This window comes from Serratia fonticola, assembly GCF_001006005.1.
GTDB classification, from domain to species: Bacteria; Pseudomonadota; Gammaproteobacteria; order Enterobacterales; family Enterobacteriaceae; genus Chania; species Chania fonticola.
The window spans coordinates 3,514,084-3,530,113 of sequence record NZ_CP011254.1; the positions used below are offsets into that span (position 1 = coordinate 3,514,084).

A 16,030-nucleotide genomic window follows, 5' to 3' on the forward strand; every position below is an offset into this window, starting at 1 on the left:
GCTACAAACGCGCTAAGCTATTCTCTCTAGCGCGTTTTTTCGCCACTTGAGCTCAGGGCTGGTCAATAAAGCGGTGGATTGCCCGTAATACGGCGTCCGGTTTCTCCGCATGGACCCAGTGACCGGAGCCTGCAACCACATAGGCGCGTGCCTGCGGGAACTGGCGGGCGATGTCATCGCGGTAGCTATCCTGCACGTAAGGCGAGAGGCCACCACGGATAAACAGCGTCGGGTGCGGCCAGGGTGGAACCTCTTGCCAGCCGATAATGTTCTCATATTGCTCGATCAACACCGGCAGGTTGAACCGCCAACTGCCAGCATGGAAAGATTTCAACAGAAACTGGATCACGCCTTCTTCATCCAGCGTGGCCCGCATGAGCTGCGCAGCCTGTTGACGCTGGGTGATGCCCGCATCGGTGACGGCTTGCAGTGCGGTAAAGATCTGGTCATGGCGGCGAGTGTCGTAATCCACCGGGGCGATATCGATCGCCACCAGCCGTTCAATCCGCTCCGGGGCTAGCGCGGTCAATGCCATCGCCGCCTTGCCGCCCATTGAGTGGCCGATCACGATGGCTCGCTCGATTTGCAAGTCGTCTAACAGCGTCAACAGATCCTGCGCCATCGCCGGGTAGGTCATCTCCGCCGCGCGCGGTGACAGCCCGTGATTGCGCAGATCGACCTTGATCACCGTATGCTGCTGGTTCAGGTCGCGCGCCAGCACGCCCAGATTATCCAGATTACCGAACAGACCGTGGATCAGCACGATCGGTAGGCTCGCTGGCGTAGCAGCCTCTGCGGCCAGTAATTGATAATGTAATTTCATGGTGAAGTTCATGATGTTGAGATAATGAGTTAGGTTATCATGATTGCAGAGATATTGGTTTGTTCGCAGAATTTTGCCGATATTTCATGGTATGGTGAGGGGTTGGCGGCCAAGGCGGTTGGCTAAAGTCTGCTTTTGCCGTTTGGGAGAACATTGTAGTGTTCGCACCCGCGCTTTTAACCTTATAATCCCATGGCTTGAATGCACCAATTGGCTTCAGGTTCATAAGTAGAAAAAACGTACTGGATAAAGATGAAAACTATTGAAGTCGACGAAGAACTTTACCGCTATATTGCCAGCCACACGCAACATATCGGTGAAAGTGCGTCTGATATTTTACGGCGTATGTTGAAGTTTACCGCAGGCCAGCCTGTGCGCACGGCCCCTGTGCTTGCCAGTGGCCAGGCAGAGCCGTCAGCGGTTGCTGTTGCCGCACAGCGTCCGCGCGATCGCGTACGTGCGGTGCGTGAGCTGCTGCTGTCGGACGAATATGCCGAACAGAACAAAGCTGTAAATCGTTTTATGCTGGTACTTTCCACCTTGTACACCCTCGATGCGGCGGGCTTTGCTGCGGCAACGGATTCGTTGCATGGCCGTACCCGTACCTATTTTGCTGGCGATCAGCAAACGCTGTTGGCCAACGGAACGCATACCAAGCCCAAGCATGTGCCAGGTACGCCTTACTGGGTGATCACCAATACCAACACTGGTCGTAAACGCAGCATGATCGAACACATCATGCTGGCCATGCAGTTCCCAGCGGAACTGATCGAGAAAGTTTGCGGCACCGTCTAATTTAGCGAACAGCCCGTCACGGTGGCCGTAAGCGACTCATTGCCCGGCCACAGTACTGGCATTTTAGGGAGTAGTCGATGGCTAATGACCCACGTGCCGGGCAACCCGCTCAGCAAAGTGATTTGATCAACGTAGCCCAGCTGACGTCGCAGTACTATGTGCTGCAACCAGAGGCCGGTAATGCTGCACACGCGGTGAAATTCGGGACCTCAGGGCATCGCGGCAGCGCGCTTCGTCAGAGCTTTAACGAAGCACATATCCTGGCGATCGCTCAGGCCATTGCCGAAGTGCGTCGTCAACAGGGCACCACTGGCCCTTGCTACGTGGGTAAAGACACCCATGCGCTGTCCGAACCCGCCTTTATTTCCGTGCTGGAAGTGCTGACCGCCAACGGCGTTGACGTGGTGGTGCAGGAAAACAACGGCTTTACGCCAACCCCTGCCGTGTCACACGCTATCTTGTGCTTCAACCGTAAAGGGGGCGCGCAGGCAGACGGCATCGTGATTACCCCTTCGCATAACCCACCTGAAGACGGCGGCATCAAATATAACCCGCCAAACGGTGGCCCAGCCGATACCAACCTGACTTCCGTGATTGAAAAGCGTGCCAACGAACTGCTGAGCCTCAAGCTGCAGGGCGTGCAGCGTCAATCTCTGGATAAAGCCTGGACTGGCGGCCATCTGCATGCGCAGGATCTGGTGCAGCCTTACGTGGAAGGGCTGGTGGACATTGTCGATATGCCAGCCATTCAGCGTGCGGGCATGAAACTGGGCGTTGACCCGCTTGGCGGTTCCGGCATTGCCTACTGGCAGCGCATTGCCGAGCACTATAAGCTGGATCTGACGTTGGTGAATGATTCCATCGATCAGACCTTCCGCTTTATGCATCTGGACCATGACGGCATCATCCGTATGGACTGCTCGTCCGAATCGGCAATGGCTGGCCTGCTGGCCCTGCGCGACAAGTTCGATCTGGCGTTTGCCAACGATCCTGACTATGACCGCCACGGTATCGTCACGCCTGCGGGCCTGATGAACCCGAACCACTACCTGGCCGTTGCCATCAATTACCTGTTCCAGCATCGCCCGCAATGGGGTGCCAACGTTGCCGTGGGTAAAACGTTGGTTTCCAGCGCGATGATTGACCGCGTTGTGGCCGATCTGGGCCGCAAACTGGTGGAAGTGCCAGTCGGTTTCAAATGGTTTGTTGACGGCCTGTTCGACGGTAGCTTCGGCTTCGGCGGCGAAGAGAGCGCCGGTGCTTCGTTCCTGCGCTTCGACGGCACGCCTTGGTCTACCGATAAAGACGGCATCATCATGTGTCTGCTGGCGGCCGAGATCACCGCCGTTACCGGTGAAAACCCGCAGCATCACTATAACGATCTGGCCAAACGCTTCGGTGCGCCAAGCTACAACCGTATCCAGGCTCCGGCAACCTCCGCGCAGAAAGCGGCGTTGTCCAAGCTGTCACCGGAAATGGTCAAGGCCAGCACGCTGGCGGGCGATCCTATTACCGCGCGTCTGACGGCAGCTCCGGGTAACGGCGCTTCCATCGGAGGTCTGAAAGTGATGACCGACAACGGCTGGTTTGCCGCTCGCCCATCGGGTACCGAAGAGGCTTACAAGATTTACTGCGAAAGCTTCCTGGGTGCCGAGCACCGCGAGAAGATCGAGCATGAAGCGGTCGAGATCGTCAGCGAAGTGTTAGCTTCAGCCAAGTAATCTCTCCTTCGATAATGAAAAAGCGCTGTTTTTACAGCGCTTTTTTTATGCCTGCAATTTAGATATATCTAATTTCAGGTTACCTCTTGCGCATTTAGATATATCGATCTAGATTAGAGCCATCGACGTGGTTTAGATATATCTAAATGCGTCGATACTCAAATCATCAATCAAGAGGTAACAACCATGATGTTTAATCGATTTGCACGCCACCACGACCAACGGGAAGAGGGGCATTGCCACCACCGCCGTGGCGGCCGTCATCATTTTGCTGGCCGCGGGGAACACGGCCGTGGTGGTGAAGAACATGGCCGGGGCGGGCGCGGGCGTCATCGCCTGTTTGAGCACGGCGATCTGCGCCTGGTGCTACTGGCGCTGGTAGAGCGTAAACCTAGCCACGGCTACGAGCTGATCAAGGCGATCGAAGAGGCTTCTTCCGGCCTGTATGTGCCAAGCCCAGGCGTGATTTACCCAACCCTCACGCTGTTGGAGGAGCAAGACTTCCTGGAACCGGCGGTAGCTGGTAATGGCCGTAAGAGCTACCAAATTACCGAACTCGGCAAGCAGGAGCTGCAAAAGCATCAGGCGGCCATCGAAGTGATTTTTGCTCGCCTGGCTGGCGCTGGGCGTGACCATCGCCATGAGGGCAATCTGGCCGAAGGGATCTCCGAAGTGATGAATCGCCTGCGCTATCTGCTGCGCGGCAACATGATGCGTGCGGATTTGTCTCAGGAGCAGGTCGGGCGTATCAATCAGGCACTACTGACCGCCGTGGAGGCTATCGAAGCCGAAATGGTATCGCCAAAACAGCCACAGGAGGATAACTGATGCCAGGTCACCGTTTCCGCATTACCGTAGAAGCCCTGACAGACCGTAAAGGTGAACCCGTCGACAAGCCGGAGTTGGTGTTTGAGGTGGAAAATCACGACGATATTCTGGCCATTGTAGAGCGCATTCAAGGGCGAGAGGATCTGAACTTTGGCGAACAGAACAGCGCGGCCTTTGCCGTCGGGCTCAAGCTGTTCTCTGAAGTGATGATAGAAAACCGCAAGCATCCGCTGTTTGAGCCACTGCGTGACTCGTTTAAAGAATTTATGATCGGTCTGAAGAAAGGGCCCACATCGTCGCAGGATTAAGGCATAAACCGATAGCCGACGCCGGTCTCAGTGAGCAAATGCCTGGGCCGCGCCGGATCGGTTTCCAGCTTTTGCCGCAGATGGCCCATATAGATGCGCAGATAGTGGCTGTGTTCGACGTAATTGGGTCCCCAGACGTGGCTGAGTAACTGCCGCTGGGTGATCACCTTACCGGAGTTGGCCAGCAACTCGGACAGTAAGCGGAACTCGATGGGCGTTAGATGCAGATCTTCACCGTTACGCAAGACGCTGCGGTTGATCAGATCGACGGTGATATCGGAGAAGCTGACCAACGGGCTTTCCTGTTGGCTATTGGCGTGGCGGCGAAGCGCAACCCGCACCCGAGCCAGCAGTTCACCAATGCCGAACGGCTTGCTCAGATAGTCATCGGCACCCGCATCCAGCGCGGCAATCTTGTCCTCTTCGGCATGGCGAGCGGAAAGGACAATCACCGGCATGGCGCTCCATTGGCGCAGATCGCGAATGTAGTCCAGCCCGTCGCCATCGGGTAACCCCAAATCAAGAATGATCAGATCCGGCTTGCGCGTGCCGGCCTCTATCAGCCCACGCTGCAAGGTTTCACTTTCAAACACCCGTAGCCCTTCGCTCTCCAGCGCGGTGCGCACGAAGCGACGGATCTCTTTCTCGTCTTCCACAATCAGAATGTTAGTCGGTGATGTGGTCACGGGGCCTCTACTCTTGGGTTACAAGTCAAAATCTGCTCCATCCAGTTCGGGGGGCTTTTCCAACGGCAGCATAAAGTGGAAACTGGCTCCGCCTTCGGCGCGGTTCTCCGCCCAGATGCGGCCGCCGTGTACTTCAATAATGGCACGACAAATCGCTAACCCCAAGCCGACGCCGGGGATCGCCGATTCTTTATTGCCACGGGAGAACTTGTCAAATATCAGTTGGGTCTGTTCCTCCGGGATGCCGGGGCCATTATCCCAAACCTCCACTTCCAGCCAGTCTTTAACTGCGTGGGCGCGGATCCCGATGATAGCATCGGCACCGGCATATTTATTGGCATTTTCCACCAGGTTGGTGAATACCCGCTCTAACAGGCTGCCATCACAGTTGATCAACACCATCTCTGGCGGCAACTCCACCTTAATTTCGTGTAATACCAGCAGCGGTTCCAGCATATGCAGCGAGGCACCGACGATCTCTTCCAGCGATTGCCACTCTTTACGCAGGTTAAAACCACCGGACTGAATGCGCGCCATATCCAGCAGATTGTTTACCAGGCGGGTGGTACTGAGCACCTGCTGGCGGATTTGGCTGGCCTGTGGGGCGTGGCTGGAGCCTTCGGTGGCCAGATCCAGCGTTAGGATCTCGGCCTGACCAAACAGCACGGTAAGCGGAGTACGCAGATCGTGAGAAAGGGCGGCCAGCAGCGAGTTACGTAGCTGTTCGCGTTCGGCATCCAGCTTGGCTTCTTCGGCGCTGCGGGCCAGATGCAGGCGCTCCAGCGCGCTGGCGATCAGCACCGCAAAGGTCTGTAACAGGCGCTGTTGCTCTGGCACCATCAGCTGACGCAGGTTGTTCGGTTCAATCGCCAGCAGGCCAAAGGTCTGTTTGGAGGTGCTGAGCGGCAGCAGTTGGTACGGCACACCGGGCAGGGTGTCGGTACCGGCCCCGGCGGGTAAGCCTTTGCCATAGCTCCAGCGGGCGATGGCTTCATCCACCGACAGCAAGCCACCTTCTTCACCCACCATCTGTTGCAGGGAGCCATCTTCCTGCGGCAGCAGCAGCACGGTTTTGGCCTGGAAGCTGCTGGAGATAAAATGACGGCTGGTTTTGGCAATATCTTCTCTGCTCAACGCTTGGCTGAGCCCACGAGACATCTCATATAAATGGCGCGCCCGTTGTTCGCGATAGCGTGCCACCCGGGCCTGATAACGCACCCCGGCGGTCAGATTACCAATGGTGATACCGACGATCAGCATCACGGCAAAGGTCAGCAGGTATTGCATATCACTGACGGCGAACGACCATTCGGGCTGTACGAAGAACAGATCGAAGCTGGCGACGTTGATCACCGCGGCCAGCACCGAAGGCCAACGGCCAAAGAACAGGGCGACAAGTGCCACGCCCAACAGATAAACCATCACCAGGTTAGCCGAATCAATGCCCGGCAGTAGCCATTGCGACAGCAGCGTGATGATGGCACATAAAATGACGGCAACGGCGCAGCCCCGCAGCTGGAATCGCCATTTTTCGCTAAAGGTGCGGTTATCATGCTCTTTGGCCTGCGGCTGCGGCGTATCGTTTTCCAGCGCTACAATCACCAGGTCGAGATCCGGCCCAAGCTGGCCAAGGCGATCGGCAAAGCTGCCGCGCAGCTTCCAGCGCTGTTCGCCACGGCGGCCAATAATGATTTTGCCCAGGTTATGTTCCCGGGCATAGCGCAGTACCGCACGTTCTTCAGAAGGATCGGAAAGGGTGGCGGTTTCAGCCCCTAATTCTTGCGCCAGCCGCAAGGCCCGCAGAATGGCTCGCCGTTGGTTTTCCGGCAGACGGTGCAGCTTGGGGGTTTCGACATACACGGCATGCCAGTGGCAACCGAGGCGCGCCGCGAGCCTTGCTGCGATGCGCACCAGTTTTTCGCTACCGCTGTTATGGCCGACGCACAGCAGGATGCTGTCTCGGGTGTGCCAGACTTTTTCACGCCCCTGGTTATCGCGGAAGGCCCGCATCTGATCGTCAACGCGGTCGGCGGTGCGGCGTAGTGCCAGCTCACGTAGAGCGATCAGGTTACCTTTACGGAAGAAATGCTCGATGGCGCGTTCGGCCTGGCCTGGGATATAGACCTTACCTTCGTTGAGCCGCTGACGCAGATCGTCTGGGGGCAAGTCCACCAACACCACTTCGGTGGCCTCGTCAAACACGTGGTCAGGCACGGTTTCCCTGACCCGCACCCCGGTGATACCGCCGACAACGTCGTTCAGGCTTTCCAGATGCTGGACGTTAACCGTGGTCAGCACATCGATACCGGCATCCAGCAGTTCGTCTACATCCTGCCAACGTTTGGGATGGCGTGAACCCTGGGCGTTACTGTGTGCCAGCTCATCCATCAGGATCAGGGCCGGGTGGCGTGCTAAAGCGGCATCGAGATCGAATTCCTGCACCTGGCGGCCACGATGTTGGATGCGTTTTGCTGGCAGGATCGACAGCCCTTGCAGCAACGCCGCCGTTTCCTGGCGGCCATGGGTTTCCACCACGCCAATCAGCACGTCTAGCCCCTGTGCTCGTTGCCGCTGAGCCTCCTGCAACATGGCATAGGTTTTACCTACCCCGGCGCAGGCCCCGAAGAAGACCTTCAGTTTTCCGCGTGGCTTTTCATTGGCTAACGCCAGCAGGCTGTCTGGATCGGGGCGTTGCAGTTCGTCATCCACCATCAAATTTCCTTGTCGGTCTTAACCTGATTGCTGCACCTAATCGTGTTACAGGTGGAAGTCATGCAGATCACCGACACGCCGTGAACCCGTCCATGGGGGCTCGAATCGCGCATCCTTGCGCTCAACGGTCGGTTAACCTGCATGACTTCCACCTGCCTCAAGCTTTTGGTGTCGCGGTATTAAACACGGCTAGTTAGCCTTATTTCAACGCATCCAGCGCCATATTCAGCTTCAGCACGTTGACCACCGATTCCCCCATAAAATTGGGCGTGGCGCGCTCGGTATTTTCATCAATCAGCTTGGCAATTTGTTCCTGTGGCAACTGACGAGCGTTGGCGACACGCGCTAACTGGTACTTGGCGGCGGCCAGCGAAATCTGCGGATCCAGGCCACTGCCGGAAGCGGTCAGCAGGTCGACCGGGATCGGCCCGCTCATCGCCGGATTCGCCTGGCGCAGCTGCGTTGCCCGCTCACCGATTGCTTTATCCAGCGCCGGGTTGGTGGCGGCCAGATTACTGCCGCCGGATGCCATCGCATTATAGGCCGAATCGCTGGTGGCAGAAGGGCGCCCCCAGAAATAACCCGGTTGGGTAAAATGCTGGCCAATCAACGCCGAGCCGACCGCTTTATCCCCTTGATAGAGCAACGAGCCATTGGCCGTCCCGCTGAACAGCAACTGTGACAGCCCAGTGGTGAGTAATGGATAAGCAATACCGGTGATCGCCGTCAGCAGGATCAGCATAACTAAAGAAGGACGTAAATAAGACATCATGAATTCCTTATTTTCTTAGCCGGCCATATTCAGCGCGGTCAGCAGCAGGTCGATCAGCTTGATACCTACGAACGGTACCAGCAGGCCACCCACACCATACAGCCACAGGTTACGACGCAGCAGTGCGGCGGCGCTCATTGCCTTATAGCTCACCCCTTTCAACGCCAGCGGGATCAGGAAGACGATCACCAGAGCGTTGAAGATCACCGCCGACATAATCGCCGAGGCGGGGGAGTGCAGTTGCATTACGTTCAGCGCATTCAACTGCGGATAGGTTGCCGCGAAGGCCGCCGGGATAATGGCAAAGTACTTCGCCACATCGTTGGCGATACTGAAGGTGGTCAATGAACCGCGCGTCATCAGCATCTGCTTGCCGATATGCACCACTTCGATCAGCTTGGTCGGGTTGGAGTCCAGATCGACCATGTTGCCCGCTTCCTTGGCTGCCTGCGTCCCCGAGTTCATGGCAACTGCCACGTCGGCCTGCGCCAGTGCTGGGGCGTCGTTGGTGCCGTCGCCGGTCATCGCGACCAGGCGTCCTTCCGCCTGATACTGACGGATCAGCGCCAGTTTGGCCTCTGGTGTGGCTTCCGACAGGAAGTCATCCACGCCGGCTTCGGCTGCAATGGCGGCGGCGGTCAGGCGGTTATCCCCGGTGATCATCACCGTCTTGATGCCCATCTTGCGCAGTTCGGCAAAGCGTTCTTTAATCCCGCCTTTGACGATGTCTTTCAGCGCCACTACCCCCAGCACGCGTGGCCCTTCGGCGACCACCAACGGCGTACCGCCGGTACGAGCGACGCTTTCCACCAACTCGTCCACCGCTCGTGGGAAGTGGCCATTGTTGGATTCGACGTGGCGGCGAATGGCGTCCACCGCCCCTTTACGGATCATCCGGTCCTGCACGTTGACACCGCTCATGCGGGTTTGCGCAGAGAAAGGCACGAAGGTGGCGTTCAACGCCTGCAAATCGCGTTCGCGCAGATTGAAGCGCTGCTTGGCCAGCACCACGATACTGCGGCCTTCCGGCGTTTCATCGGCTAACGAAGAGAGTTGGGCGGCATCGGCCAGCTCTTGCTCTTTTACCCCGGGTGCCGGCAGGAATTCTGATGCCTGACGGTTACCGAGGGTGATGGTACCGGTCTTGTCCAACAGCAATACGTCAACATCACCGGCGGCCTCAACGGCGCGCCCGCTGGTGGCGATCACGTTGGCACCCAGCATACGGCTCATCCCGGCGACGCCGATAGCGGACAACAGCCCACCGATGGTGGTCGGGATCAGGCAGACCAGCAAGGCAACCAACACGGTGATCGACACTATGCTGCCGCTGCCTGCGGCTTCCACACTGTATTGCGAGTAAGGGAACAGGGTAGCGGTCGCCAGTACAAACACGATAGTCAATGCCACCAGCAAAATGGTCAGTGCCACTTCATTTGGGGTTTTACGGCGTTTGGCACCTTCGACCATAGCGATCATGCGATCGAGGAAGGTTTCGCCCGGGTTGACGCTACACTGCACCACCAGCCAGTCGGACAGGATACGCGTCCCGCCGGTCACGGAGGAGAAGTCACCGCCGGATTCACGGATCACTGGTGCAGATTCACCGGTGATGGCGCTTTCATCGACCGAGGCACCGCCTTCCAGCACTTCGCCATCGCAAGGAATGGTGTCACCGGCTTCCACTAGCACGATATCCCCTTTACGCAGGCTCTCGGCCGAGACTTGCTCGGTGGCGCCATCACGCTTCGGCGTGGCGAGTTTCTTCGCCCAACTGGTTTTCTTGGTGCCCTTCAGGCTTTCTGCCTGAGCTTTGCTGCGTCCTTCCGCCAGCGCTTCGGCAAAGTTGGCGAACAGTACGGTAAACCACAGCCACATAGCGATGCTGCCGGTAAAGGCCGCGCTACCTTCAGCGTTGCCTGAAAGCACCGCCAGCCAAATGACCGAAGTCAGGATACTGCCGAGGTACACCACGAACATCACCGGGTTACGCCACTGAACGCGTGGGTCCAGCTTTTTCACCGCATCGATCAGCGCGGTACGCATCAGTGCCGGTTCAAACAGTGCGCGTTGTTTGCGAGTCATCTTGTTCTTCTCTCTGTTATGACTGTTAATTGGCCAACCACAGTTGTAAATGTTCGGCTACCGGGCCTAGTGCCAGTGCAGGAACGAATGTCAAGGCACCGACGAGCAGGATGGTACCGACCAGCAGGCCGATAAACAGTGGCCCGTAGGTTGGCAGCGTGCCGTTCCCCGCCGGTTGGCGTTTTTTGACACACAGCGAACCCGCAATGGCCAGCACCGGTAGGATCACCCCGAAACGGCCAACAAACATCGCCAAGGCCAGCAGCAGGTTGTAGAACGGCGTGTTGACGCTCAGGCCAGCAAAGGCGCTACCGTTGTTGTTGGCTGCCGAAGAGAAGGCATACAGCACTTCACTGAAGCCATGCGCCCCTGGGTTGAGGATGCCAGCACGGCCAGCGTCGGTAGCAATCGCCAACGCGGTGCCCAGCAGTACCAAGGTTGGCGTCACCAGGATTGCCAGCGCGGTCATCTTCATGTCATAAACATCGATCTTCTTGCCGAGATATTCCGGCGTGCGGCCAATCATCAGCCCGGCGATAAATACCGTCAGCAGTACGAACAGCAGCATGCCGTACAGGCCGGAACCGACGCCGCCGAACACCACTTCGCCAATCTGCATCAGCCACATCGGCACCATGCCACCCAGCGCGGTAAAGGAATCATGCATGGCGTTGACGGCACCGCAGGAGGCCGCAGTGGTTACCACCGAGAACATGCTGCTAGCGAGAATGCCAAAGCGGGACTCTTTACCTTCCATATTGATGTTGCTGCTACTGCCAAGCGCGCTCAGATGCGGGTTGCCAGCCAGTTCAGCATTCATCACCACGATCACCGCAACGATAAAGATCAGCGCCATGGCCCAGATCAGCGCGTGACCCTGACGGTTTTCACCGGCGACCTGACCAAAGGCGAAGCACAGGGCGCAAGGGATCAGGAAGATCGCCAGCATCTGTACAAAGTTGGTCAATACGGTCGGGTTTTCAAACGGATGCGCCGAGTTGGCACCGAAGAAGCCGCCACCGTTGGTGCCGAGCATCTTGATTGCTTCCTGCGAGGCCACTGGCCCCATCGGCAAGGTCTGCTGTGCCCCTTCCAGCGTGGTCACATGCAGGTAAGGCAGAAAGTTCTGCAATGTCCCCTGGCTGACGAAGAACAGCGCGATCAGCAGCGACAGCGGCAACAGCACATACAGGGTAATGCGCAGAATATCGATCCAGGCGTTACCGATGGTGGCGCTGGAACGGCGGGCAAAGGCCCGGATCAGGGCAAAGGCAACGGCGATACCGGTGGCGGCAGACAGGAAGTTCTGTACCGTCAATCCGGCCATCTGGCTGAGATAGCTGAGGGTGTTTTCCCCACTGTAGGCCTGCCAGTTGGTATTGGTGACGAAGCTGACGGCGGTATTGAACGCCAGATCCCAAGATAAACCGGGGAACCCTTGCGGGTTGAGCGGTAAGGAACCCTGTGCCATCAGCAGCACCAACAGCAGCACCAAACCGAGGATATTGAACCATAGGATCGCCAGTGCGTATTGCCACCAGGTCATCTCGGCGGTGTCATTACCGCAGCAACGCCAGACGGCTGCTTCCACATGGCGCAGCACCGGTAGTGGCTCTCCCTCGATCAGGCGAGCTATAAAGCTGCCCAGGGGACGAGCCAGCACCAGAAGCACCAGCACAAAGCTGGCGATCAACAAGAAGGCTGAAGCTGCCATCAGAAGTCCTCCGCATTAAACAGGGCATAAACCAGATAGCCCAACAGCAGCAGGACCAACAGCGCACCACCAATAACGCTGAAACTCACGGGACACCTCCAGAGGTGTTGTTTTTGATAGCCTGAGTGTAGGGAGGGCAGTAGAAAGAAGATGAAAAAATAGCGGGGCCGGGTGTAAAAAAAGTATAAAAATGATTGAAATATAGACAGAAAACGTATGGTTTATCAGTTAAGGCTATCAGTCGCCCCTCACTCCTGCCCTCTCCCACAGGGAGCTGTCTCTTATACACAACTCGGCATCTTACTGTTTTTTATGGGAATTATTTCAAGCGCATCAATAGGGCGCTCGGAAAAATTCTCTTTAAAATCAGCCTGCTATGTTTCTCAAATTACGGTCATTTGACCGCAACTTGAGATGTGTATAAGAGACAGCACAGGGAGAGGGAGCTGCCCGGTGTTTTTGATGAGGTTGTGCTGCTTCGGTAAGTGTGGAGTAAGTAAAACGAAAGTCAGGGTGTTACGCAGAAAATTCAGCGGACTCGATCGGTTCCCTCTCCCTTTGGGAGAGGGTTAGGGTGAGGGGCGTTACAGGTATTTCCTAGCTTAACGCTGGCAATAACCACAATGTAACCAATGTTAAGTTAGTTATTAACCTTGATGTAACAAAATTACGTTGTGGAGGCCTTTTTTGTGCTCTTTTTGCGCATTTTAGTGGTCGGATGAGTTGTAAAATTACACCATGTGCGGTAATATTTTGCTCAGTTTCCAATTGGCCATCATTTATCGTTTCGCATTGCGTCGGGTCCTGACAACCTGGCGCGGATGTTTTTAAGGAGGTTCGTATGTCTAACTACCAAGCCTATCCGTTGCATCGGGTCCTCCTGCGCCGTAGCGCAGTGATTCTGGTCGGTGTTCTTGCTTTGCCGGTGATGCTGTTCCGTGCCGATCGCGCACGTTTTTACAGCTATTTACACCGCGTCTGGACAAAAACCAGCAATAAACCGGTCTGGCTGCAACAGGCAGAAACGGCGTCCTGCGATTTTTATTAATCCTGGCCCGTCGCACTACGACGAACCCTCGCCCCTCTGGCGGGGGTTTTTGCGTTTTAAGCCGCAATAACGCATTAACTCCTCTACACTTCTAGCATTAACCCGTTGGTGGGAGACAAGATATGGGCAATAAGATCCCTATCGGGATCAGCGCCTGCCTGTTGGGCAGCGCGGTGCGTTTCGATGGTGGACATAAACGCTGTGAATTTGCCGTGGAACAATTGGCACCCTATGTAGAGTTTGAGCCGATTTGTCCCGAAATGGCGATTGGCTTGCCAACGCCACGGCCTGCGCTGCGTTTGGTTAAAAGCCAACAGCAGACGCGGTTGCTCCACAGCAATGACCCCAATGTAGATCTTACCGAACGGATGCAACAGTTCTCCGAGCGTCGGGTTAGCCAGTTGCAACATTTATGCGGCTACATAGTCTGCGCAAAATCACCTACTTGCGGCATGGAACGGGTCAAGCTCTGGGACGAGAACGGCCAGGGGGCGCATAAAAGTGGCGTCGGGCTGTTTGCCGCCGAGCTGCTCCAGCAAATGCCGTGGTTGCCGGTAGAAGAAGACGGTCGTCTGACCGATCCCGTGCTGCGGGAAAACTTTGTCGAACGGGTGTTTGCCCTTTATGAACTGAATATGCTGTGGCGCCAGGGGTTAACTCGTGGCGGGCTAATTGCTTTTCATAGTCGTTATAAACTTTCACTGCTGGCGCACTCACAGCCGGAGTACCGGGAGCTGGGGCGTTTCGTCGCAGATATCGAATGCTGGGAATCGCTGGAGGCTTTTGCGGTGGAATATCGCCAGCGCCTAATGAGGCTGTTGCAACACAAGGCGACCCGGCGCAACCACACCAACGTCTTGATGCATGTGCAGGGCTACTTCCGCCGCCAGCTCAGCAGCTCTCAGCGCCAGGAACTGGCTAGGCTTATCGACCACTATCGCCAGGGGATGCAACCGCTGCTGGCACCGATTACGCTGTTAAAACATGACATGGCCGAATATCCTGATAGCTATCTGGCGCAACAGCGCTATTTTGAGCCCTACCCGGAGGCGCTGCGCCTGCGCTACGGCCATTAACCCGCAAGGAGTGTTATGACCACGCATCTGGTCTGGTTGCGTAACGATCTGCGCATTACGGACAATAAAGCCCTCTCTGCCGCCTGTAGCGATCCGCAAGCCAAGGTGCTGGCGGTATTTATCGCCACCCCCGCGCAATGGCGCCAGCACCATATGGCACCACGTCAGGCGGCGTTTATCCACGCTAATTTGCTGCAGGTGCAAGCGGCTCTGGCAGCTCGGGGCATTGAACTGATTTGCCATCAGGGCGACGATTTTGCCGGTTCGATTAACTGGCTGGTGGAGTTCTGCCAGCGCCAGCAGGTCACAGCCCTGTTTTATAACCGTCAGTATGAAATCAATGAGCGTCAACGTGACGCCCGCCTTGAGCAGGCATTGACCGGGCAGGTGAGTTGCCACAGTTTTGATGATAGCCTGCTGTTGCCCCCCGGCAGCGTGCAAACCGGCAACGGTGAGATGTACAAGGTGTATACGCCTTTTCGCAAAGCCTTTCTCCAGCGGTTGACCGAGTCCGACGTGAGCTCTCTGCCAGCCCCACGCCCGCGTGGGGAAGCCGTTGGTTTTACCGCAGCTGCGGCGTTCGATTATCCTTTGGTTGAGGTGGGAGAGGGCTATCCCGCGGGCGAAGAGGCTGCATTGCACAGGCTGCGTGCTTTCTGCCGCGAGCAGGTGCAAGACTATGCGACACAGCGCGATTTGCCCGCCATTGCCGGCACCAGCAATCTGTCACCCTATCTGGCTATTGGCGTTATCTCCCCCCGCCAGAGCGTCAACCGTCTGCGCGTTGAGTGCCCTGATGTGCTGGAAGATCCGCAAAGTGGTGCTTTCTGTTGGCTTAATGAGCTGATCTGGCGAGAATTTTATCGTCACCTGATGGTGGCGTATCCTGCGTTATGCAAGCACCGTCCCTTTATCACCTGGACGGATAAGGTATGCTGGCAACGCAACGACGCGGCGTTACTGGCCTGGCAACAGGGCAATACCGGTTACCCGATTGTCGATGCTGCCATGCGTCAGCTCAATCAAACCGGCTGGATGCATAATCGCCTGCGGATGATCGTGGCCAGTTTCCTGGTCAAGGATTTGCTGATCGACTGGCGCGCCGGTGAACAGTATTTCATGTCCCAATTGCTGGATGGCGATCTGGCTGCCAACAACGGTGGCTGGCAGTGGGCCGCTTCTACCGGTACCGATGCCGCACCTTATTTTCGCATCTTTAACCCGACCACTCAGGGCGAACGTTTTGATCCAAAAGGCACTTTTATCCGTAAATGGTTGCCTGAACTGGCGGATGTACCGGACAATGAGCTCCATCAACCCCATCGCTGGGCGGAAAAGCAGCAGCAGGTTCTGCATTATCCGCCGCCGATAGTCCAACACCAGCAGGCTCGGCTGGAGACGTTGGCGGCTTTTGAAGCGGCCAAGCGAGGGGGACTTTAAAGTAACAGCAAGGAGCTTCCTG

The 16,030-nt window shown here is 56.7% G+C and carries 14 protein-coding genes; 7 read left to right on the plus strand and 7 right to left on the minus strand.

What is annotated here, in order from left to right; all coding sequences use genetic code 11:
* Nucleotides 1–52: 52 nt before the first annotated feature.
* The gene (gene ybfF / locus WN53_RS15635) at nucleotides 53–835 is read right to left on the minus strand and encodes an esterase (protein ID WP_024483170.1); all 783 of its coding nucleotides are present in this window, start codon (nucleotides 833–835) and stop codon (nucleotides 53–55) included.
* 240 nt (nucleotides 836–1,075) lie between these two features.
* On the opposite strand from ybfF, the gene seqA reads away from it, so the two are divergent.
* From seqA to WN53_RS15655, 4 genes are all read left to right on the plus strand, one after another.
* The gene (gene seqA / locus WN53_RS15640) at nucleotides 1,076–1,618 is read left to right on the plus strand and encodes a replication initiation negative regulator SeqA (RefSeq protein ID WP_024483169.1); all 543 of its coding nucleotides are present in this window, start codon (nucleotides 1,076–1,078) and stop codon (nucleotides 1,616–1,618) included.
* 77 nt (nucleotides 1,619–1,695) lie between these two features.
* Nucleotides 1,696–3,339, plus strand: coding sequence for a phosphoglucomutase (alpha-D-glucose-1,6-bisphosphate-dependent) (pgm, locus tag WN53_RS15645; protein ID WP_024483168.1), 1,644 nt, complete (start codon nucleotides 1,696–1,698; stop codon nucleotides 3,337–3,339).
* A 189-nt stretch (nucleotides 3,340–3,528) separates the two neighbouring features.
* The gene (locus WN53_RS15650; protein WP_024483167.1) at nucleotides 3,529–4,167 is read left to right on the plus strand and encodes a PadR family transcriptional regulator; all 639 of its coding nucleotides are present in this window, start codon (nucleotides 3,529–3,531) and stop codon (nucleotides 4,165–4,167) included.
* Entirely contained in the window at nucleotides 4,167–4,475 is a 309-nt protein-coding gene (locus tag WN53_RS15655; RefSeq protein ID WP_024483166.1) for a DUF3861 domain-containing protein, read from the plus strand. Before WN53_RS15650 ends, WN53_RS15655 begins: the two co-directional genes overlap by 1 nt.
* Here WN53_RS15655 and kdpE read toward each other — a convergent pair.
* From kdpE to WN53_RS28425, 6 genes are all read right to left on the minus strand, one after another.
* A complete protein-coding gene (kdpE, locus tag WN53_RS15660; RefSeq protein ID WP_024483165.1) occupies nucleotides 4,472–5,161 on the minus strand; it encodes a two-component system response regulator KdpE in 690 nt (229 codons plus the stop codon). The two genes, WN53_RS15655 and kdpE, sit on opposite strands and share 4 nt — an antisense overlap.
* Before the next feature lie 18 nt (nucleotides 5,162–5,179).
* Nucleotides 5,180–7,873, minus strand: coding sequence for a two-component system sensor histidine kinase KdpD (kdpD, locus tag WN53_RS15665; RefSeq protein ID WP_024483164.1), 2,694 nt, complete (start codon nucleotides 7,871–7,873; stop codon nucleotides 5,180–5,182).
* Between the two features lie 199 nt (nucleotides 7,874–8,072).
* Nucleotides 8,073–8,642 (minus strand): potassium-transporting ATPase subunit KdpC, encoded by a 570-nt coding sequence (gene kdpC, locus WN53_RS15670; protein ID WP_024483163.1) that lies wholly within the window; start codon nucleotides 8,640–8,642, stop codon nucleotides 8,073–8,075.
* A gap of 18 nt (nucleotides 8,643–8,660) precedes the next feature.
* Entirely contained in the window at nucleotides 8,661–10,730 is a 2,070-nt protein-coding gene (kdpB, locus tag WN53_RS15675) for a potassium-transporting ATPase subunit KdpB (RefSeq protein ID WP_024483162.1), read from the minus strand.
* A 25-nt stretch (nucleotides 10,731–10,755) separates the two neighbouring features.
* The gene (gene kdpA / locus WN53_RS15680; protein ID WP_024483161.1) at nucleotides 10,756–12,444 is read right to left on the minus strand and encodes a potassium-transporting ATPase subunit KdpA; all 1,689 of its coding nucleotides are present in this window, start codon (nucleotides 12,442–12,444) and stop codon (nucleotides 10,756–10,758) included.
* Nucleotides 12,444–12,533 (minus strand): K(+)-transporting ATPase subunit F, encoded by a 90-nt coding sequence (locus WN53_RS28425; RefSeq protein WP_037375124.1) that lies wholly within the window; start codon nucleotides 12,531–12,533, stop codon nucleotides 12,444–12,446. The genes kdpA and WN53_RS28425 overlap by 1 nt, the downstream gene beginning before the upstream one ends.
* A 752-nt stretch (nucleotides 12,534–13,285) precedes the next feature.
* On the opposite strand from WN53_RS28425, the gene WN53_RS15690 reads away from it, so the two are divergent.
* The 3 genes from WN53_RS15690 to phrB all read left to right on the plus strand — a co-directional run bounded on the left by WN53_RS15690 (nucleotide 13,286) and on the right by phrB (nucleotide 16,008).
* Entirely contained in the window at nucleotides 13,286–13,492 is a 207-nt protein-coding gene (locus WN53_RS15690) for a YbfA family protein (RefSeq protein WP_024483160.1), read from the plus strand.
* A 122-nt stretch (nucleotides 13,493–13,614) separates the two neighbouring features.
* Entirely contained in the window at nucleotides 13,615–14,568 is a 954-nt protein-coding gene (locus tag WN53_RS15695) for a YbgA family protein (protein WP_024483159.1), read from the plus strand.
* A gap of 15 nt (nucleotides 14,569–14,583) precedes the next feature.
* Nucleotides 14,584–16,008, plus strand: a complete 1,425-nt coding sequence (phrB, locus tag WN53_RS15700; protein ID WP_024483158.1) for a deoxyribodipyrimidine photo-lyase — start codon at nucleotides 14,584–14,586, stop codon at nucleotides 16,006–16,008.
* Nucleotides 16,009–16,030: the final 22 nt, after the last annotated feature.